This window comes from Bacillus sp. K2I17 (assembly GCF_002209985.1).
Lineage (GTDB): Bacteria > Bacillota > Bacilli > Bacillales > Bacillaceae_G > Bacillus_A > Bacillus_A wiedmannii.
The window spans coordinates 47,904-69,403 of the sequence record NZ_NJGF01000017.1 but is presented as its reverse complement, the minus strand read 5'-3'; the positions used below and the strand labels follow the sequence as shown (position 1 = coordinate 69,403).

Sequence of the window (21,500 nt, the reverse complement as noted above, 5' to 3'; positions counted from 1 at the left end):
AAACTACAAATAGCTACAATAACAACATACGTATATTGTTAAACGTAAAAAGGAGAACGAATGAAAAAGAAATATATGAATCAAATTCATACTGATGTAAATTTTAAACCGAAAGATATAATCGGTTTAATGACTGATTACTTTAAAATGAAATCAAAGCTGCGTCCTTTAAAGAATTTACCTATTGTTTTATCGGATAAAAATAATGAGTCTTTAGAGAGTGTGACATGGTTTGGGCACTCTGCTTCTCTTTTGAAAATAGAAGGTAAAACATTGTTATTAGACCCAATGTTTGGAGATGCCTCTTCCCCATTTCCTCTGTTTAATAGTAAACGTTATAGTGGTATTTTTTCTTTAGAACGTGAAGACCTTCGAGAAATTGATGCGATTATCATTTCACATAATCACTATGACCATTTGAATTACAAGAGTATTATGCAGTTAAAAGATCGTGCGAAGCATTTTTATGTTCCAACTGGAGTTGCGCAATATTTAATTAAATGGGGTGTTTCACCTAGCAAAATTAGTGAACATAATTGGTGGGACGAAATTACGTTTGATAATATAAAATTAGTTTGCGCACCTGCAAGGCATTTCTCAGGACGAAGTATGACAGATAGAGATTGTTCGTTATGGTGTTCATGGCTTATTCTTGGTCAAGAGACTAAAGTTTTCTTTAGTGGTGATAGCGGGTATGCTCCTCACTTTAAGGAGATTGGTGATAAATACGGTCCATTCGATCTTACGTTAATGGAATGCGGGCAATATGATCCAAGGTGGTCTGCTATTCATATGTTACCAGAAGAGACAGTGCAAGCTCATATTGACGTGAAAGGAGAATTACTTCTTCCGATTCATTGGGGTGCTTTTACATTATCATTACATGAATGGAGTGATCCTATTGAACGTGTGACAAAAGAAGCAAAGCGTTTAGGAGTTAATATTGCAACGCCACAAATTGGTGAATCTATCACGTTAAAATCTACAGACTATCCTTCATCAACTTGGTGGAGAGAAATTTAACTATAAATAAAAAAGAGCGATCTCTATTATAAGGAATTCGCTCTTTTTCTGTATTTAACCTTATTTCACTATATTTGCTTTACCGCTATCTAAAACTCTATTTGTTTGTACAGAGTTAATATTAATAACCGTATTCATACTTTTATCAGTTAGTTCAATAAGTTCGTTTTCGTGATTGATTTTCTGTAAATCCCACACCATTCCATTGAACTCGTTATGTTGTCCACTTACTCTTAATATATTTTTCGTTTTACTTGATGGCTGTAATTGTAGATTTGTAAATTGATTACCGCTAATTTCATTTGGTGTAGTTACATTACTATCCATATAAATCATATTTACACAATCTTCAAGTGAGAAGTTTATAAAACGGTTGGCATTTATCCAAGCATAACCAGATTGCGGTTTCTTTGCTACTAATTTCAGCCCAGTTTCCATTCCTACAACTTTTATATTTTCAAAGTTAATAAATGAAATTTCATTTTCTTTCCCACCAGAATACAAAGAAATTCCAGTACCTTTATTTGTTTCTGTCCAATTAATAATATTTATATCTTTTATTTGTGTTTTGTGCCAAGTGTTATAATACTTATTTTTGCCGTCTAAATATATAACTTCAGAATTAAATGTAGGATCGTTTACAGCTATATAGGCTCCTTCGATAGAAGCGTTTTTTTCTAATTCTAGAACTCTGAAATTACCTTCAACAACAAACTGTGTTCCATAACCGAATAATAATTTTACACCTTTTTTCACTACGATTGGTGACGTGATTTTATACTTCTTATCCTCAAGCAATACTGTTTTAATTGTACTTGATTCTGCTTTATTAATAGCAGATTGTATTTTGTTTGAATCATTTTTACCTTTAAAGTCTTCTACATACACTTTATCATTTTTAGCTACGCTATCTTTTTTGTTGTATTGATAAAAAGCAAAAGTAATTAAAACTACAGCTATGAGTAAAATAATTATTTTCTTCATTACACTCATCCTCATATAAGTTTTCTCCTTAGCTACTCTTCGAATAATCTATGGCTTTTATATTTAGGTTATAATGATTGTGCTGCGTATTATAGATTACAATTCCTGCTTTTTATAATTGAACTATATTATCTATAGAACTATCCTGCTTAATCAATTCCGCATTCCTATAATCTATTAATTTATGATTAGATAAAACAAAATTGTGCTCTAATATTAATTCATTGTGGAATAAATCCGGTAAAAATTTAGGTATCATCTCTCCTACGCCGTAATTATAGTCACTTAGAATCCAAGAAATCTCTTTCCAATCTAAAATTCCTTCTGATACTTTTTTGGAGTGTGATATGTAAATTCATTATGTAGCTTTACTAAATAAACATACATACCACCAGAGTAAGATGAGTCCTCCCACTTAATAATGCCTTTAAACTGAATTTGTTCATGCGTAACTTCTATATTAGTCTCTTCTTTTATTTCACGAATCGCATTTTCTAAAGGTGTTTCTACCTTTCCACCTACCCCGTTCCATAATCCTTTTACAGGGTCATATTCTCTATTTAACATAAGTATCTCTTCATTTCTCTTTATAAAACATAAAGTGTGCTTGTACATAATGTGATTCCTTCCTTTGTTATTAATAAGCTCTTACTGGAGATATAAGATGTACTGCTGCAGATGGTGTTCCTGCTTCAATTAATATTGGTCTCATAGAACCGCTGAAACTTAAAGTAACCGTTTCTTCTTTTATCGCCTTTAAAGCATCCATCATAAATCGTCCATCGAAAGATATATTTAATTGTTTTTCACCTTGAATCTCATCTATCTGTTGTGTCTCGGATATTTTTCCAATCTGAGAAGCGTTAGAAGAAATTTTAATTGTGGATTCGTCTATGATTTCTAAGTTAACATTGTTATTTGCCCATTCACTTGATAATAAGCTGGATCGATCTACACCTTGTAAAATTCTTTTTCTATCTACGTTAATGACTGTTTGAAATTCATTTGGAATTAAACTAGATATATTAGGATATTTTCCTTCAATTAATCTTGAATATAATGTAGTTGTACCGAATGTAAAAATAATGTGACTTTCTGAAAGATAGATGTATACGAATTCTGAATTACTATTCATTAATTTTAGCAGTTCACTAATAGTTGCACTTGGTACGATACAACTTGCTTTTACCTCTGTAGAAATTATCGTTTCGCGTATAGCAAGTCTATGTGAATCAGTTGCAGCACAAATTAATTTGTTGTGTTCTAATTCGATATGTACTCCCGTAAGAACGGGTCTAGATTCATTTTTAGCTACTGCAAAGACAGTTTGTTTAAATACTTCAATCAATTGTTCTGTTTCTGCTTGTATTTTTGCATGATCGTCTATAAGTGGTACTTTCGGAAACTCATATGCTGGAAGTCCATTTAAGTTTAATGTGATTTCTTCTGACTGTATCGTAATTATTTGCTCATTCGTACTTTTTATTGATACATCGCTTGGCATTTTTTTTATAATTTCAATGAAATATTTTGCAGGTACTACAATAGTTCCTGCTTTTACTATAGTTGTAATTTGGTCGCCTTCAGTGGAACTAGGGATGAATTTTTCGATGAAAATATTTGAATCACTTGCGATTAAAGTAATTCCCGATTGATCTACAGTTATTTTTATGCCAGATAATATAGGGATTATAGCTTTGGTAGATATAGCTTTACTTACTTCTGAAAGTGCTTGAGTGAAATGTTTATGATTAACGATAAACTCCATTTTTTCCCCGCCTTACATGAATTGATAATGTTATGAAGATTGATGAACGATTGTCCCGTTAAAAAAGTAAGGCACTGTTTCTTTCCTTTGTAATATATTAAGTAAGTGTTCTGGTATACGTAAATGCGGTGCTGCTTCATGTAATTCCATCCAAGTAATCTCTTCAATTTCTTTTGGCCTTGTTATATTTGCCTGCCCGTCAATTATTTCACCTAAAAAATTAAAGAAAATTGCATGGTGTCCTCTCTCTTCGAAAAAAGCTTCGCTAATGTAACAAATACCGTTTACAGTTATATGTAGCCCGGTTTCTTCTTTCACTTCCCGAGTTACTGCCTCTTCTAACGTTTCTCCCAATTTAACTGCGCCACCTGGTAGCGTGTAATAAGAACCGTTCTTTCCTTTATTTTTTACCATTAAGATCTTTTCATTTGTTTTATCGTATAAAAGTGCATATGTAACATTTACTTTTTTCATACGTACCTCCTCTGTTTTTACTAAAAGGAATTTTCTGTCTATTTATCATTCTATCATTAACTTGTTTTAATAGTAAGTTCACGAAGTATTAGAATAAAAATTGATTAAATTAATACTAAATGAAAATGCCAGAATAACTCCTAAATTAGTAAAAACCCCGCTCCTATTTTGAGACGAGGTTAAACTTATATAACAAACGGATTCCAAATTAACGTTTCTTTAGATCAATTTTAAAAGTATACATATGAAACCCGTATTTTTTGTTAATAGCCAAAGATTTTTTACTTCCCAATTTCACAAAGTAGTTTTATCTCTTTGATTTGTTCTATATGACGCTGTTCATGCAAATAGATCAGTTCTATCCCCTGATCAAGATGTAATTCTCCAAGAGCTGGATGCATCACTGATTTAATCGTTAATATAGATTCATCTTCTATTGTACTTAGGAAACGCATTAATTCTTTTCTCGATTCGTTTAACATATCGATTATTTTCTGCACTTCAAATGGTTCTAAACTTGGTTCAATCATTCCTGGAGCTATAAATTTTAGCGATCTATCTTGTAATATAGAGCGGATTTCTCGACGCTCTTTTAGGGTACTATCAATCTTTTTTAAGCCAGATGAAATAACCTTTATGACCACTTTATCCAATAAAACTAAGTGATGACATACTTGTGCTATACTCCATTTATTCTTGTCTGGCTTACTATTGAATTGAGCATCATCCAATATCATAATTTCCTCGAATAGATGTTTTCTCGTTTCATCAAACCTATCATTTACAAATGAATTCATAACATTTCCCCCCTTCATCTGAATGCATATATTTAGATGCCTATTTTAGGTATATTCGCTATAAATAATTAGTTTCCCGTAACTAATATTCCACTTCGATCTTTTTTTGCTTTAGAAGTGCCTCTAAATATGAATTCACTCAAGATTCTCCTTTAAATGCATAATCCAAAAGGATAAATTTGTATTCAAAATACTAATGTTAATTCAATATACACTTTATAAACGTTTTTCTAAATAGTAATGATTATGTCCTTTCGGATGATCTTCACTTACTCCAATCACTTTATATCCATGCTTTTTATAAAACGCAGGTGCCTGAAAGCTAAAAGTATCTAAATTGATTAGCCTACACTCTTGTTCAATTGCAAATTCTTCAATAAGCTTTATTAATTGGCTTCCGTAGCCTTCGTGTCTATACTCTTCAGAAACCCAAAGGGAATCGACATGTACGTGGTGCCAAAATGTAATTGCAGTTATTCCGCCTACAATTTCTTCCTTTTCATTTCTCACTATAAAACTAATTTTTTCTGAAGGCTTTTTCTCTTCATCCGAAATATGTTTTTGGTTATATTCAATTACTTTTTCTCTTATGTAATCACTATCTTCTTGGACCCATTGTTTTACTATTTTCATTTTAAGTAGCACACTCCTTTTAAAGTATCTATTCAATTTAATAATCGTAATATCCTGTCTAACTTAATAGTCGTAGAGCACTGTTTCATTTCACTAAAATAAAGAAAAGCCGTACTACATTTTATCTGTAGTACGGCTTTTTATGGCGTCTGATTCTTTTTAATCTAAGTTTCAACATATTAGTACAATAATTCAATTGTATTACTGCGGATAAGAATGAACATTCCTAAACCAATTAGAACGACTGGAACGATAATATGACAATTTCTCTCAAGTACTTTAGCTAAAATAGGAGCTCTTATCAATTTGTAGCTAATAAAACACCATATTGCTATCATGCAATAAAAGATTACTAATGTAACAATATTGGCATTAAGATTTTGACTAGCAAACATTGGTATATAAATCGAAATATTATCAGCTCCATTAGCTAATGTAATTGAAGCTACTTTAAATATTGAACTAGAAGCGTTAGCAATGACTTCGTTACTTTTATAAGAACGAAGTGACAATAGTCCTTTCACTCCCATATAAATTGGCACGAATCCTAATAATCCGATCCACGAAACAGGAATGAAAAAAGAGCTTAAAGAACCGATGATACTTAGAAAAATAATTAAACTAAACCCAAAATATTGTCCAATAACAATATAAAGTTCTTTCATTTTAGTTTTCCCTCGGACAGTACTACCTTCTTTCTTAATTACTCCTGTCCTTACTTGCGAAAATAAAACAAGAAGTATAAAAATGTCATCAATATTTGTTAAAGTGAATGCGATAAAAGAAGAAATTATAGTTGTAACCAATATAAGCCAACTACCTTTATAATAAAATAATGGTGTACAAATGAATTGCATATCTAATAACAAAGGTGGTTAATGTAGGTTTATAACATGATTTCAGTGCCTTTATAAAACAATATGAATATTTTACTAATCTGCTACTTAGTTGCTAAAGAAATAAATTACTTTATTACCTTTCAAATCATTTTCACTTATTTTGTAATATAAAAAGAGCCCTATACAAGGACTCTTTTTATAATTAAGCTACTTTCCGATATAAATGTCGTGTTTCTTTTTTGTTTTCTGCTTTTGGTGGACGAATTAATATCGAAATAATGAAGGAAATAACGCTTAAAACACCAATTATAATAAAGGTCGGTTGAAATCCACCCAGTAACGCTCCAATGAACGCTCCTGCAAGTGCACCAAACCCGAAACCTTGATATACAATCCCGTAATTTGTACTATGGTTTTTTAATCCGAAGAAATCTCCAACAATGGCTGGGAAGATTGTGATATTACCACCAAAGCAAAAGGCAACACTTGCTACACAAGCGAAATAAATACCGTAATTTAGAGGAATGAAACTTAAAGTAAAGACTGACAATCCAATTATTATAAACGTTGCAGAAACAATTTTCATTCGACCAATTTTATCTGATAACGTTCCAAGAACGATTCTACCTACCGTATTAAAAATTGCAATCATTGCAACGGCGTTAGCGGCGGTTGCTGCACTAAGTCCAACGAGCTGTACCCCAATATCTTTTACCATACCGATTAAATATAGACCGCCCATACACGATGTGAATAGCATAAAAAACAAAAGATATACTTGTTTCGTTCGCATCATTTCACGAGGCGTATAGTCATTGTTTAATGATTCAGTTACAGTGTTACTTACGATTGCTTCACGTAAGAAGAACGATCCGGTTAAAACTAAAAGCAAGACGATGATACCCCAATATAAAAATGCTTGTGATACACCAAGACTATCGATAAGACTTCCGTTTATATATCTAAAGATTAAGCTGCCCATTCCATATGCCGAAACAGATATGCCAGAAATAAGTCCTTTTCGATTTGGAAACCATTTAATTAAATTAGATAGTGATGTAATATAAGCAGTTCCATCTGCATAACCAACAACGACACCAGCTAATAAATATAGTAATGGTAAGGAAGAAACTTGTGAACTAAGTATTAAACCGAGTCCCAAAACAATCCCTGCAGTAGCGATGAGTTTACGAAGTCCTAATTTTTGCTGCAACTTTCCTGCAAATAAGGTTGAGAATGATAATGAAAAACTTGTTATGGAGAAAGTTATCGCTACGGAATTGAGGTTCCATCCAAACTTACTAACAAGGGGTTGATTAAATAAACTCCATGTATAAATTGTCCCAAGGCCAATTTGAACAATGATTGTACCTAGAACAATTAGTAACGGATTTATAGAAGTTTGTTTCATACTAACTGTCCCCTTCTTTTATCATGACATGAATTTTCACAGTTAGTATAACCATCATAAGAAGCAAGATACTGAATGAAAAATGGAAATTGAATTCATGTACACAAAAAGACACTCCATAATGAAGTGTCTTTCTGCAGGTTATATTAGATTTACTTAAAGAAAGCTTTGTTAAGATAAGACATTTTCAAATGCTTATGTATATAGAATACCAAAAGATTTCAATCATGTGATGGGACTTAAGATGTATTTTTCATTCATCATATAGTCGGATGAACGAAAAATTAATATTCAATTTCATCAAAATCCTTCGGCTGCGGTACCGTTTGCATATTAGCTGCATCTTTAGGATCGCTATAAATTGCATTTTGTTCTGTATTCATATCTTTTATATTTTGTTTTTTATTTTTATTCATTTTATCTTTCATTTTTTTCACTCCTTTTTCATTATAGGAGTAATTATGCCCTATTACCGTTACGAAATGTATCAGCGACTAAATTGCTAAATTCACGTAAATAATATAAATAATTATCACCGCCGTAGTTATACCTTTTATTATACATTTTCGCAACAACTACATTATATTCAGGTATTACTAAAAGAGTCGGTCCTGTAATTCCTAATATTTGATACGCTCCTTTCGGCACTCGTTCACCAAGTTCACTTAAAAGCGTAGGTTCATTTTGAACGAACCAAAATAACCCATTTTGTGGTAGTTCTTTGTTTGCAAATGTTGGACTTTGCAAACTCGTAGCAATTTTTATAACTTCTTTTGGAACAATTTGTTTACCGTTTATCATACCTTGATTTAAATGAAGATTGCCCCAATAAGCAAATTCTCTAGCTGAGACAAATAGATTTTTTTCAGTACCATCATTTACCGTACCGATTTCACTAATCGCGTCTTCACTTGGATTATTAACAACTTTAACTAAGTTTTCATCTTCCTGAATTCTCCAACCTGTTTCTTTGAAGTTAGCTAGATCAAATACACGCTCCTTTAACAATTCAGGAAAACTTTTGCTATATAGCTGATAAATAAGACGTGTTATCATTCTGACATTAACATCTCTATACGCCCATGCTTGTCCAGGTTCAAATTCACGAAAAATTGTCCCATCATGCGTTTCTCCTAAACCGTGCGAATGGGTTACTAAATGTCTTATTGTTGTTTTACCAAGTAATACAGGATCAAAGTCTTTAAGATACTGTATCGCTTCATCATCAATAGAGTTTATTTTCCCCTCGTAAAGCGCAAATGCTACCATTAAACCTAAATAACTTTTTCTCGCAGAAGCAACGTTGAATTGTGAAGATGCGGTTACTTTTTTACTTATAGATGTATTTGAATGATGGCCACTATAATGCTCTAGTACGATTTTGTTATCTTTTATTATACACAGTGCTGTAGCAGAACTATGATTTTCTTCTTTTATATTTTCTACCCAAGAAATTAACTTATCGTATGTATACAAATAAATCCCCCTTAACACGAATAAAAAATTACAACATGAAAGAAAAGTATAAAATAGTATTTACACCTTTCTTTCATGTACACCATTGTTAGTTTTCTATACTTAAATGATCCACCAGTTCCAGCAGTTAAAACAACCGAAACATCCAGCGCAGCCTACACAACGACCACCACATCCTCCACATCTTCCGCCGCCACATCCACCACAGCGACCACCACAACCTCCGCATCCGCCGCAACGACGTGCATCGTCTTGAATGTAATAGTATGGATATTGATTTTGTTGTAGTTGATCCCAATACACAACATTACCAGATTGATAATCATTAAGGTTTAATGATTGTAGTTCTTGTTGAAACTGATTCATTACGAAACCCTCCATTTATAAAAATAAATTCCGTCCCAATGTTAAAGTTTATATATTTTTGCAAACAAAGTAGAAATAAGGCTATAGACTAAATGCGTACATCAACAAAATATGAACTTACACTAGGTGATGTACCTTGTTTTTCAGCCTATTTTCTTAATCTCCTTTCAGGGACGTATTTACTATTAATAGAGGTGTTTAAAAATTGCTAATCCAACAGTTTAGTCGTTCATCGCTTAATTTCCTTTCTAGTAACTCTTTAACTGAAGGTACTGGCATGATTTTATACGTATGTAAAGCCTCTTGATTATAATCTATCCAGTGAAACGCTAAATGAGATTCTTTAGATTTTGGTATGAAATCAATATGTAACTCTTGCGAATCTACTTCAAAAATATGATTGATTTCATGATGAAGAACTTCATGGTCTTGCCATTGGTTTTCTATGACGCCTAAAAATTGTTTTATACTACAATTTACTCCGAGTTCTTCTCATAGTTCTCTTATTAATGCATTCTCAGCTGACTCGCCAACTTCAACATGACCACCTGGTAAAAAATAATGATGGCCAATATATTCAGCCAATAATAATCTATTATCCTTTAACATAACAGCTCGTACAATATGATGAAATTTATTTTTCAATTGCTATTCCTCCCAGTCATTTAATGGCATCTTTCATTTCACATCTTTACTTCGTAATACTTAAACGAACAAACGATATACTTGCTCACCATCATATTCATGTCCCAATGGTTGAAAACCGTAACGTTCATATAGTTTCTTTGCAAAGACATTATCTTTATGTACTGTTAATCTTATTTCTTTACACGCCTTACATGTATTTTTTATTAAAGAAACACTTTCTTGTAATGCCGCTTTTCCATAACCATTCCCTTGCTGCTTTTGATCGATAATAAATCCATTTATCCAATACATATCAGTTGTTTCTCTTACAACAGCATGCATAATAAAACCAACCATTAGATTGCCGTCGTATATCGCAAATGGTATGTACTCCACATTGTCTCCATCTGGTTTTATATATACTTTAGCAAGTGAAACTGCTACAGATGGAACAAATTTCGTCTGATTTTCTTTAACTTGTAGCTTTAAGGCATCTTCCCAATTCTCTCTCGTAACAACCTTTAACTGGACATTCAATATTTTAGGCTCCTTTATAAATAGGTTGTATTTTTATATTCAACAGAGTGACATATTCTCCTTTTTCCGACAACAACCTACAACATGATCTTATTAAATTTTTCTTTATTTAAGTGTAAAGCTGTATTGTTTCACGAAATATTAAAAAGGAACTAGCATAGTGCTAATTCCTTTTACTAAAAAGAAAACCTTGTTATTTATCGTATCCTTTTTGAGTTTCATCATTTATTAGGTTTTCTATTTTCTTATCATCAGGTATTGGTTTCCACCAATTACCTGTAATAAATAGCATGGTTAATAAATTATAACTATCACTAAAGTAGCTTTCTTTCTTATTCTTCATCCAATCCCATCCACTATTTACCCACTTTTGATTATCGCTTTTCGTTGTACTTGCAGCAATAAACGGTGAAACAAATACAGCAGTTGGATAACTACCAATATTGGATCCGTTTAATTGATAACCATCCACAATTTTAGAAGGATTTCCATTCGTTTTATTTTGAATCCATGAAGAGACTTTATCAGAAACGACTTTACTTCTTTTCTCGCCGTACATCGCATAGTCCATTACAATTCTCAATGGTACCCGACTAGCATTGTAATAATATGCATTTGTATATTCTGACTCATCTAAGAAGTCTTTAGGTGCGGGTTGTGGTGGAGTTTTTACAACGAAATCTGAAATAAGTCCTGTATTTTGAGAGTATTTATTACTAAATTGCGTATAAACATCGTACAAATTATTAATAACAGTAAGCCAAGTTTTATCACCTGTAAATTCATAAAATGCTCTAAGGTGTGACATCATCCAATCAGATGGTCTCGTATCAAGTGAATTTTTAGAATCCCAATCTCCCAAATTTAGTCGGTTATTATTTGTAACATTACTAGCTTTAATACCTTTTGTAATCATGTCTTGTGCTTCTTTCAAATAATTAACCGTTCCATTTGATCCCCACTGCTTATGAGCAAGAAGAAGAGAATACGCAATATCTAAATCCCCATCAGTAGCAGAATCAAAATGACCTTGTGCTTTTTTACTATCTGCGACAACCCATCCCATTAAATTAGGATTTTGAGAGCTTTTAAAAGTTCTTGCTGTTTTAAATAAACCATCATAGATTTTTTGAGCATTCGAATCATAACCAGCCATTAATACTGTAATTATCATCCCATACCCTTGACCTTCTGAAGTTCCAAGTGGCTTAAACCCATCAGCATCACCCGTAATCTCTCCTTTTACGTAATAACCACCAGGTAAAGAAGATAAATCATTTTTCAAATATTTCTTTTTCCAATTATCGTAGTAACTTCTTACAGAAGCATTTAAACTTTCCTGTGTAACATGATTTGGTTTTATAACACCTGCATAATTAACTTGCTGGGGAAATGGTTTCATTTCTTTTACAGCAGCTACTTGTTGATTAACTATGGGAATAGAAGTTTGTACTGAATTGTCCGTTCCATTTGCTGCGAAACTAGAATTAGAAAAACTAGCTAGTCCGATTCCTATAATAGAAATACATGTGAAAATTTTTCTTTTTCCATTCATTATGTTGTCATCCCCTTTTAAAATGCTTACTACATAAAATGTAACATACAATATTTAACTGAAATACAAAATATTATATTTATCAACAAAAGAAAGTATAATAAAGTGGTTATGGAATGAGTTTATATTGATTTATTATTTACTAGAGTTGTATATTTTTCTTTTTTTGATAGTGATATATGAGTAATTAAAACTCCAAGTATAGTAATTCCCCCGCCAATTATTGAAACAAAAGTCGGTACTTCACCTAACCATACCCAAGCAATAAAACATGCAGTTACTGGAGTTAAATATAGAGAACTTGTTGCCTCAGCAGCACCAGAATGGGATATGATATATGCCAATGCGATATATGGGAGTACTGTTGGAAATAAACCTAAATATATAACACTCATATTCACTTCAAGAGGAGCTGCTAGTATTTCTGTATACACTCCCGGCGAGAAAATAAGCATACATACAGTGCTAGATAAAATTGTATATATAGTAAATGGCAAGAAGCCATACTTTCTCAAGTAAGAAGTTTGGAAAACAAAAAATAAGCTTTCTGAAATCGCTGCTAATAAAATAAATAATCCTCCACTATTCAATTGAATAGCATCTCCTTGACTAAATGATATGAAAGCAATTCCTATAAAACTAATTACACCACCGATCCAACCATTTAATTTCATTTTTTCATTCAAAAAAACAGATGCAAAAATAGCCGTTACTATAGGTGTGACTGAAACGATTAAACTTGCAGATCCAGCATTTACTGTTTTTTCGCCGTAGTTTAATGCAATGTGATAAACAGTAAATCCTAAAGCACCAAATATAAAAATTGCTGGGATATCCTTTAAGTCCGGCAGTCGTAACTTGTATATAAAAGAAAACAACAGAAGAATAAATGAAGCAATTAATAAACGTAGTAAAGTAAGGTGCTCAGGTGTATAAGATTCGAGCCCCATACGAATTGCTGGAAAGGCAGTCCCCCATATTAAAATCGTAAAAGCATGAGCACAAATAATCCGAAAGTCCCATTTTTTATAATTCATGTTTTTTCTCCCCCTTCAAACCAACCACTTTATAATTACCAATTATTTCTTTTCATCATATTTAATAGTTGTTACAATGTCTTCAACCAGTTATTTATCGTAAAAACCAACCACTTGGCATTTATAAAGTGAACGAGGGAGTTTTTTTATGACAACTAATAAAAAACTGCCTAAGTATCGGCAGATAGTAAACTTTATGAAAGAAAAAATTGAAAATGGAGAATGGCCTATTGGAAGTAAGATTCCTAGTCAACGGCAGTTAGCCAAATTATTTCATGTAAATCGAAGTACTGTAATAACTGCGCTAGATGAACTTATGGCAGATGGATTGATTCAAGGGAAAATTGGAGCAGGAACAATTGTAACAAATAATACATGGTCATTATTAGCGACGAATCCCCCGCCTGATTGGAGTGACTATGTAAAAGCTGGTATTCACAAACCTAGCAAGTTAATGGTACGAGAAATCAATGAAGCAGAAGCAAATAAAGAACTTATCCATCTTAGTAAAGGTGAACTTGCGCCTCAAATTTTCCCGCTAGAAACTATGCAGTCCATTATGAAAAGCGTAAGTGACGAAATAGATTATTTTGGATACGAAGAACAAAAAGGTTTTTTGCCGTTACGTGAAGCAATTAGTACATACGTAAAATCATTCGGAATACATACTTCAGCCAGTTCTATATTAATCGTCTCTGGTGCATTACAAGCACTCCAATTAATATCAATTGGTCTTTTGCATAGAGAATCAACCGTTTTACTTGAACAACCTTCTTACTTATATTCACTTCATGTATTTCAATCAGCAAATATAAATCTATCTGGTATATGTATGGATAATCACGGTATTTTACCTAACGAATTATTAAAACGTATTAAATACAGTCAAAAGAAAAACATTTTATATTCTATCCCAAGTTTTCAAAACCCAACAGGGGCATTAATGTCTCAAGAACGAAGAAAAGAAATAATAAAAATATGTGAAAAGGAACAGTTACCTATAATTGAAGATGATATTTACCGAGAGTTATGGATTGATGAACCATCTCCACCTCCTTTAAAGTCGATAGATAAACATGGACATGTATTATATGTTGGTAGTCTTTCTAAAACACTTAGCCCAGGACTTAGAATTGGATGGATCATTGGACCCGAACCAGTTATTGATAGATTGTCAGATATAAAAATGCAAACAGACTATGGATCGAGCTCTTTATCTCAAAGAGTTGCTGCTGAATGGATAAATAAAGGTTTTTATGAAGAACATGTTGCAAACGTAAGAATTCAATTAAAAGAACGAAGACAATTCATGATACGAGCTTTAAATAAATACTGCGCAGATGTTGCATCGTGGGATATTCCTAGTGGTGGATTATTTATATGGCTAAAGATTGTACCTAACATTCCGATGAAGAAATTATTTTCAGAGGCGCTATCAAAAGGAATTCTTTTAAACCCAGGACGTATATATGAAGAAGAATCAGATCGGTACATTCGTTTATCATATGGATATGTTTCTCCAGAGCAAATAACTAGCGGAATTAAATTGTTGAGTGAATTAATCCGTAAGCTCATGGCATAACAAAAACTCCTCTTTTAACTATAGAGGAGTTTTTGTGTATCGTATTTACCACAATCTCATTTCCTGTCCCAATAAAATAAGTTCGTCATAAGGATCTCCGTCAATATTTAATACTTGAGCAAAAGCAGGTTCTGTTTTTAAACCGTTCTCTTTTAAGCGAAGAATTTCTTCCCTTATATGGGGATGCTGTATTAATAGCATGTGCTCTACTATCATATGTCTATATGCATTTTGGTTACGTACTGGCTTAGGCTGAGCAAATAATTCAAATTTAAAACCTTCAAATTCAAAATTTACCTTTATCGATTCTGTAGTTTTAATTTTTTTCTTTTTTATTTTGAATCCTTTATAAGAACCGTATAAAGATCTCATTTCCTGTTCAAAAACATCAAAGTTATGTACTTCCATTACTATATCTAAGTCAGATTGAAGAGTATCAATTCTAATAGGAATTGTCCCGCAAAGAACCGGACTATACAAAATTAAATCCTCCATAATGTTAAGTTTATTCAAAACATCATACACTTTTTGTTGCTTCTCATTCCCAGATTGTAAATATGTAATAGATGTAAACATGGAAGTCTCTCCTTCTTTTCACGTAATACGTGTCTCCGCTAAGTTCAAGAAAAATTTGTCTGTTTATATTTGTGCTAGGAGTACATTTATTTCAAAATATTAAGGTGAATAAACAATGCGTTTCAACTTTCCTCCTATACTGCAATACTATAAAAATAAAAAAGGAGGAATTATTATGAGCATTTTTCACATTCTTTTAACCATCCACATATTATTTGGAACAATATGCTTAATCACCGGTATTGTAGCGATGGTTGCTCAAAAGAAGAAAGGAAAACATACGGAATGGGGTGAAATATATCATGCATCCTATGTTGTCATCACCCTTACTGCAATTATATTATCCATTATAAGCTGGGATAAAATCGCATATTTATTTTATGTAGCAATTTTCTCTTATTCATTTGCGATATATGGATACCTCGCACGAAAAAAACGTTGGAAAAATTGGCTCCATCACCATATTAGAGGTATGTTAGGTTCTTATATTGGTGCCGTTACCGCACTTTTAGTAAACGTCGGTATTCATATTCCCATAATTAATTTATTACCGCCTATATGGTTTTGGTTTTTACCTACATTAATCGGTATTCCTCTCGTAGTCAGTGTATCAAAAAAATATAAAAAGCGTAGTTAAAATTCATTACAATTTCGTTACTTTCTAATGATAATTACAAAAAATCATACTCAATGTAATATTTTATTAACAAATTCAAATTCAAATTGCTTTAAGTTCGTCACTTGGAGCTAAATAAAAAGAATCCAATAAAAATATTGGATTCTTTTTCGGATTTCATTTCAATATCGGCTCTATGTATTCAATAATGTTACCATTTGGACCACAAACTATCTTTGTATACTTGTGGGTACTTGTTGTATTGATTCAGTGATAATTACACCATTATAATTGAAGATTGTAATAACGAATGTAAACGATCCGGGTAATTCGTAAACATCCCGTCAACTCCCCATAGAAGTAACTTTTTCATATCTTTTTCATTATCTACAGTAAATGGATGAACTTCTAATCCGTGTTTCTTTATTCTCTTTACATAAGCTGAATCAATATATTTATAGTTCATCCCAATACCGATACAGTATGTTTTGTACTTTTTTATCTCTAATTCAGTTAATTGAACTGCCTTTTTGTAAGGTAGTAATTGTACTAGAGGTATATGAACATCTAAACTATGAATTTTTTGCAAACTTACTTTACTAAATGATTGAATAATAACTTTATCACTTATTTCGTAGTACTGTATAATTTCTAATAACTTTTCTTCCATACCGGGATATTCATCTGGCGATTTTGTTTCAATGTAATAATTAGTACTATTCCTGAACGTTTCAATAATTTCCTCTAGTGTTGGAACTGTAGCATCCTCAAATTCTTTCTTTGCTAAAGCTGGATGCTTTTCATTGAAAAAAGAACCTACATTTAGTTGCTTTATTTCTTCTAATGTATGTTCCTTAACTAGCCCCTTACCATTTGTAGTGCGGTTTACTGTTTCATCATGCATAGCTACTAAATGTCCATCTTTTGTCATTTGAAGATCAATTTCTATATAATCTCCTTTTAATTGTTGTCCTAGTTTATAAGCTTGTATTGTATGTTCCGGCGCATACGCAGAAGCTCCTCTATGTGCAATGTTTTTTATATGATTTGATTGATTAATAGCTTTTGGGTACTTAAGTTCATTTACTTTATGAAAAGCAAAAGTGACTATTACTATAAAGGTGAAAATGATTGTAACGATATATATTTTTTTCATAATGATGTATTAACTCCTACATGAAAGCAATTTAGATTGAATAATTTATTCAATTAAACGTCTATTTTCAAATACAGTCATTTGTCCAACAGATTGAAAACCAGCCTTTTTATAAATATTAATCCCATCAGGTGAAGCTTGTAATACGCATTGAGAAACGTTTAATTCCTTTGCTTCTTGTAGCAAGTAATTAAACATAGTAGAGCCAAATCCTTGCCCTCTCATTTCTTCTTTCGTTGCTATATCATAAATACCAATACTATCTTTTGTACATACTAACGAACCAACAGATACGACTTCATTTTTAAAAATCCCTAAATATAGTTTCATATTCTCACTATTCCATAAATCGAAAGAAGCAGTTTCATTGTAGAATGCTTGTACATGTGTACCTTCCTCTGAAGTACCAAATAGATTAGCTAACGTTTCCCCAAAATTTTTAATTTGTCCTGACGAAGATGCTTTTTGTATCGTAAAACCTTCTGGCATGTTTATTGTTGGATGAATTGTTTTTAAGTCTGCTATCATCGCGATATTTTGTTCTGTTTCTTTTAAGCCAAGTCTTATTAATTCGCTTTTTATAGTCTGCTCATGCCTATCATCCCAAAACCAAACACTCATTGGAAATTTCTTTTGATTATAGTTGTTTACCACTTTATATAGTTTCTCAATACCTTCCGTTAAATTATTGTTTAGTATAGTAATGATATTAAATGTATCTGCCGGTAAACCACAGTCGACAGCAATGTAATCCTTCGTTTCTTTTACATTCATTCCATGTAACTGCCGCGCAATATATGAGGTTTTATATGTGAAGTTATCTATTAGTAACTGTTTATAATTCATTCATTTTGCTCCTTTCATAAAAATTCGTTTTCGAATTCTTCAGTATTAAATATAACACATAAGAAATGTATCTATTTCTATAAAAATATCTCTATACATTACTCTTTTTGCCCTAAAAGAATTAAAAATGATATAACGTTGTCGGAATGAAAAAAGTGGTATATAATAAATAGTAACATTACTAGTAATTATTTTAGGTATTCCTAGAATAAAGGAGCGATACATATGAAAATTACTATTTATTTCGGAAGTCATGAAGATCAAGATGTTCGTACTATGGACTGTCATTTAGATGTAGAAGATGCAGAAGAGATCGTTTCTGTATCATAATATAAATAGTTGGGATGAACCCTCTTCCCTACAGCGTTTAAGGCACCTTTTACAGGTGTCTTTTTGTTGTTTTTTTCGTCAAAAACCCTTTACTTTATAGCGTTTTAATAGTAAAATAAAAACATACGAACAAACGTTCTTTTTATTTTAATTGTACATGAAGGGATGATTTTTACAATGGCTCAAGCAAAGCGCAGAGGAAGAAAAAAGCAAACACCTATCATTTCAAATACAGGCTTTATCGGCTCTGTCTTTATTGATACATTGGAGTTACAAAAGAAATCCTATTATTTCGCTCGTAAAAAACTTCAAATTGTTCATCACGTACTTGATGGCCTCTCTGGGGCAACAAGTTCTTTATTTAAAGAACATAATATTTCAGCATACATGTCATGTGTGTATTTACATAAACAAAAGAAAATCGGCTTCGTTCTTTCAACGAAACCATTTGAACAAAGTGACGGCGTTGCTTATTTTGTAAATTATTTAATCGAAAAGAATTTTTACAGTAATGATGAAGAAGTAGAATATCAAGAAGTATTTAATACAGGTTTTATCGGTGTAGTATTCGCTGATTTATGTAGCATAGATCGCTTTAATTTCGAGTTTGAAATGGGTATGTTAACGAAATTAATGAAAGATATGATTATTCCGGTTAAAGAACTCTTTTTACGCCACAATGTACCGGCTTACATCTCCACTTCTCATTTAGAAGAACAAAACAAATTAGGTTTCGTTCTATCTGTAAAACCGTATGATGAACGTGCAGAAGCAGATTTATATTTCGAGGCGTATTTAAAAGAACGCGGGTTATTTATCGGTGATGAAGAAGATGATATTGATAAGATTGTTATTAGGAAAACAGCTGAATTACGATAAAAAAGCGCAGGATGTAGCTCCTGCGCTTTTTATAATTTATGAAGTTGATTTACCAAATAAACGGTATTAGTTTTTTTGTTTTCTGTTTATACACTGTAAATTGTTCCCCATACTTGTTTTGTAAGTAATCATCAGATTTTGGAATATAGTCAAAAACAAATACTAAGAATAGGCCTAGTGGGATAAATAAACTAAAAATATTGCAAGAGATTAATGCTAAGCCAAGCACCAAAATGCAATCCCAAAGATAATTAAAATGAATCGCATATTTAAATAAACCACCTGTATATAGCTTACCTTGAAAGATGTAGCAATATACATTCTATAAATAACCTAAGATTCTACGAAGCACTATAATCTTTCGAATGAACTTCTAACGTGAAACGATTTGATGAAACTTTAATTACTATTAAATATAAGATTCCACCTGCAATTGGAATGATGTAGGCTGGAATATAATTTAATAATAGACCTGATATTGCGAGTGCTATTGGCTGCATCATTTTTCCTAAGCTTAATCCAATACTAAGCACTCTTCCCCTATATTCATTAGGAATCTCTTTTTGCATGAAATAAATTAAAGGAATATCAATTAGCGCTATAATAAACCCTAAAAAGATCATAACAACACAATACGTAATAACGAATACTAAATCATTCACTTCAAAACTTTTGAATAAAACTGGAATTCCTAAAATAATCATAATAACTGACAACATAGAACTTAGCTTTTTCAAAAGATAAGAGTAAGTAAAACGATCAGTTATCTTTTTTACTACAATTGCACCAATTATCATCCCTACTGGAAAAGTCCCTTGAATGATACCAAATTCCTCAGAGGTCAGATTGAGTACTGTGTTAATAATGTATGGCAATGGAACAGTTACAGCAAAGCCTAAGAAGAAATTAAACGAAATTAAAATATGAAACGTATTCTTTAAGCTTTCTTTTTCAAGTAAGTAAGAAAACCCCTCTTTTATATCTTTAATAAAATTAACTCTTCTTTTTGCATTTTCCTCATTTATATTACACTCGAACAGTTTAAAGTGAATAAATAGTAATGCTATCCCTGAAAGAATAAATGAAATACCGTTTATAATTATAAAAGTTTTAATATCAAATACTGAAAAAACGATGCCACCTAACATAGGGCCAAGAATTAAAGATACAGAATCGATAATTTTACTTATAGAATTAATACTCATAAGCCCCTCTTTAGAGACGATATTTGGTTTTGCAGCTTCTAATCCTATTCCAAAAAAGGTTGTAAATACCGTCATAAGAAAGGTTGTAGTATAAATAATGAATAAGTTTAATCCATAATAGCTACTTACTATATAAACAGCTATTAATAAGCAGCCACTTAGTAGATCCATACAAACAACTAGTTTCTTTTTATTAACTTTATCAGCAATTACACCAGCAAATGGATTCATAACAATCATTGGAATCGTTCCTAATATGAGCGTAATCGCGAAATTTAACGCAGATCCAGTTATTTGTAAAACATATAATCCTAATGCGAAACTATACATAGAGGTACCGAATATTGATACTGTTTTTGCGATTGAATATAAACAAATATTTCTTAGTTCTTGGTTTCTTTTTTTATTTTCTATATGTAATCGTAAACTTCCCATAACAATTCCCCCCACTTTTCTTTGTATTACATTAAGTGTAAGTTATTGGGTTAACCCAATATCAATACATTGTGTTTAAAAATTAATACAAAGAAATAAAAAAAGATGGGGTTAACCCCATGCCCATTAAACTAATCTCATGTACCGTCAATGATTTGAAGATAAATAGCTTAGAATTGTTCAAGCAAATAGTTGTAATTGATTAGATACAAAAATATACATATAAAAAACGCCACCCTTTTCTATAATTAATTCTACAGAAAGGATGTCGCTTTTTTACTTTATATAGCCGTTTAATACTTACGCTTGTTATTTATATAATCTTCATTAGTGAAAGTAACTCAATTT

At 31.7% G+C, this 21,500-nt stretch carries 21 protein-coding genes and 3 pseudogenes; 4 read left to right on the top strand and 20 right to left on the bottom strand.

The annotated features are described in order from the left end of the window. Positions 1–60 precede the first annotated feature (60 nt). Positions 61–1,023: an MBL fold metallo-hydrolase gene (locus tag CER22_RS19195; protein WP_088609368.1), complete on the top strand. Its 963-nt coding sequence runs from the start codon at positions 61–63 to the stop codon at positions 1,021–1,023. Between the two features lie 60 nt (positions 1,024–1,083). On the opposite strand, the gene CER22_RS19190 is transcribed toward CER22_RS19195, so the two are convergent. From CER22_RS19190 to CER22_RS19120, 15 genes and pseudogenes are all read right to left on the bottom strand, one after another. Next, entirely contained in the window at positions 1,084–2,022 is a 939-nt protein-coding gene (locus CER22_RS19190; RefSeq protein ID WP_088063624.1) for a hypothetical protein, read from the bottom strand. Between the two features lie 97 nt (positions 2,023–2,119). Further along, positions 2,120–2,622, bottom strand: a pseudogene (locus tag CER22_RS19185) (NUDIX hydrolase). A gap of 22 nt (positions 2,623–2,644) precedes the next feature. After that, positions 2,645–3,775 (bottom strand): DNA polymerase III subunit beta, encoded by a 1,131-nt coding sequence (dnaN, locus tag CER22_RS19180; RefSeq protein WP_088063623.1) that lies wholly within the window; start codon positions 3,773–3,775, stop codon positions 2,645–2,647. Positions 3,776–3,805: 30 nt separating this feature from the next. Continuing rightward, complete coding sequence (locus tag CER22_RS19175) at positions 3,806–4,249, bottom strand: NUDIX hydrolase (RefSeq protein ID WP_088063622.1); 444 nt, start codon at positions 4,247–4,249, stop codon at positions 3,806–3,808. Positions 4,250–4,530: 281 nt separating this feature from the next. After that, entirely contained in the window at positions 4,531–5,046 is a 516-nt protein-coding gene (locus CER22_RS19170; RefSeq protein WP_088609367.1) for a DinB family protein, read from the bottom strand. A 216-nt stretch (positions 5,047–5,262) separates the two neighbouring features. Then, positions 5,263–5,679 (bottom strand): GNAT family N-acetyltransferase, encoded by a 417-nt coding sequence (locus CER22_RS19165; RefSeq protein ID WP_088063620.1) that lies wholly within the window; start codon positions 5,677–5,679, stop codon positions 5,263–5,265. A 179-nt stretch (positions 5,680–5,858) separates the two neighbouring features. Further along, entirely contained in the window at positions 5,859–6,485 is a 627-nt protein-coding gene (locus CER22_RS19160) for a cadmium resistance transporter (RefSeq protein WP_088609366.1), read from the bottom strand. Positions 6,486–6,720: 235 nt separating this feature from the next. After that, entirely contained in the window at positions 6,721–7,929 is a 1,209-nt protein-coding gene (locus CER22_RS19155) for an L-lactate MFS transporter (protein ID WP_087984442.1), read from the bottom strand. Between the two features lie 284 nt (positions 7,930–8,213). After that, positions 8,214–8,357 carry a hypothetical protein gene (locus CER22_RS33120; protein WP_087984441.1) on the bottom strand — a complete coding sequence of 48 codons (144 nt, stop codon included), beginning with the start codon at positions 8,355–8,357 and terminating at the stop codon, positions 8,214–8,216. Between the two features lie 31 nt (positions 8,358–8,388). Then, positions 8,389–9,405 carry a serine hydrolase domain-containing protein gene (locus CER22_RS19145; protein WP_088063618.1) on the bottom strand — a complete coding sequence of 339 codons (1,017 nt, stop codon included), beginning with the start codon at positions 9,403–9,405 and terminating at the stop codon, positions 8,389–8,391. Positions 9,406–9,507: 102 nt separating this feature from the next. After that, positions 9,508–9,771, bottom strand: a complete 264-nt coding sequence (locus CER22_RS19140) for a heterocycloanthracin/sonorensin family bacteriocin (RefSeq protein WP_060486806.1) — start codon at positions 9,769–9,771, stop codon at positions 9,508–9,510. A gap of 198 nt (positions 9,772–9,969) precedes the next feature. After that, positions 9,970–10,416 (bottom strand): annotated as a pseudogene (locus CER22_RS19135) (NUDIX domain-containing protein). A gap of 60 nt (positions 10,417–10,476) precedes the next feature. Next, positions 10,477–10,935: a GNAT family N-acetyltransferase gene (locus CER22_RS19130; RefSeq protein WP_088063617.1), complete on the bottom strand. Its 459-nt coding sequence runs from the start codon at positions 10,933–10,935 to the stop codon at positions 10,477–10,479. Positions 10,936–11,128: 193 nt separating this feature from the next. Continuing rightward, on the bottom strand, positions 11,129–12,490 hold the full coding sequence (locus CER22_RS19125) for a glycosyl hydrolase family 8 (RefSeq protein ID WP_088063616.1): 1,362 nt from the start codon (positions 12,488–12,490) through the stop codon (positions 11,129–11,131). A gap of 122 nt (positions 12,491–12,612) precedes the next feature. Beyond that, positions 12,613–13,527 carry a DMT family transporter gene (locus tag CER22_RS19120; RefSeq protein WP_088063615.1) on the bottom strand — a complete coding sequence of 305 codons (915 nt, stop codon included), beginning with the start codon at positions 13,525–13,527 and terminating at the stop codon, positions 12,613–12,615. Positions 13,528–13,675: 148 nt separating this feature from the next. On the opposite strand from CER22_RS19120, the gene pdxR reads away from it, so the two are divergent. Next, positions 13,676–15,109: a MocR-like pyridoxine biosynthesis transcription factor PdxR gene (pdxR, locus tag CER22_RS19115; protein ID WP_088063614.1), complete on the top strand. Its 1,434-nt coding sequence runs from the start codon at positions 13,676–13,678 to the stop codon at positions 15,107–15,109. A gap of 45 nt (positions 15,110–15,154) precedes the next feature. Here the strand turns inward: pdxR and CER22_RS19110 are convergent, their stop codons facing one another. After that, positions 15,155–15,685 carry a DUF4269 domain-containing protein gene (locus tag CER22_RS19110; RefSeq protein WP_060486812.1) on the bottom strand — a complete coding sequence of 177 codons (531 nt, stop codon included), beginning with the start codon at positions 15,683–15,685 and terminating at the stop codon, positions 15,155–15,157. A gap of 175 nt (positions 15,686–15,860) precedes the next feature. Here CER22_RS19110 and CER22_RS19105 point away from each other — a divergent pair, with 175 nt between their 5' ends. After that, on the top strand, positions 15,861–16,322 hold the full coding sequence (locus tag CER22_RS19105; protein ID WP_000021531.1) for a hypothetical protein: 462 nt from the start codon (positions 15,861–15,863) through the stop codon (positions 16,320–16,322). A gap of 256 nt (positions 16,323–16,578) precedes the next feature. Here the strand turns inward: CER22_RS19105 and CER22_RS19100 are convergent, their stop codons facing one another. Next, positions 16,579–17,457 (bottom strand): glycerophosphodiester phosphodiesterase, encoded by an 879-nt coding sequence (locus tag CER22_RS19100; protein ID WP_088609365.1) that lies wholly within the window; start codon positions 17,455–17,457, stop codon positions 16,579–16,581. A gap of 45 nt (positions 17,458–17,502) precedes the next feature. Further along, the gene (locus CER22_RS19095; protein WP_088063611.1) at positions 17,503–18,303 is read right to left on the bottom strand and encodes a GNAT family N-acetyltransferase; all 801 of its coding nucleotides are present in this window, start codon (positions 18,301–18,303) and stop codon (positions 17,503–17,505) included. Positions 18,304–18,798: 495 nt separating this feature from the next. On the opposite strand from CER22_RS19095, the gene CER22_RS19085 reads away from it, so the two are divergent. Then, positions 18,799–19,512: a hypothetical protein gene (locus CER22_RS19085; protein WP_097906957.1), complete on the top strand. Its 714-nt coding sequence runs from the start codon at positions 18,799–18,801 to the stop codon at positions 19,510–19,512. Positions 19,513–19,561: 49 nt separating this feature from the next. Here CER22_RS19085 and CER22_RS19080 read toward each other — a convergent pair. Both CER22_RS19080 and CER22_RS19075 read right to left on the bottom strand, forming a co-directional pair. Beyond that, positions 19,562–19,813: pseudogene (locus CER22_RS19080) on the bottom strand (methyltransferase family protein); the annotation flags it as partial. 40 nt (positions 19,814–19,853) lie between these two features. Then, positions 19,854–21,152, bottom strand: a complete 1,299-nt coding sequence (locus CER22_RS19075) for an MFS transporter (protein ID WP_088609363.1) — start codon at positions 21,150–21,152, stop codon at positions 19,854–19,856. Positions 21,153–21,500: the final 348 nt, after the last annotated feature.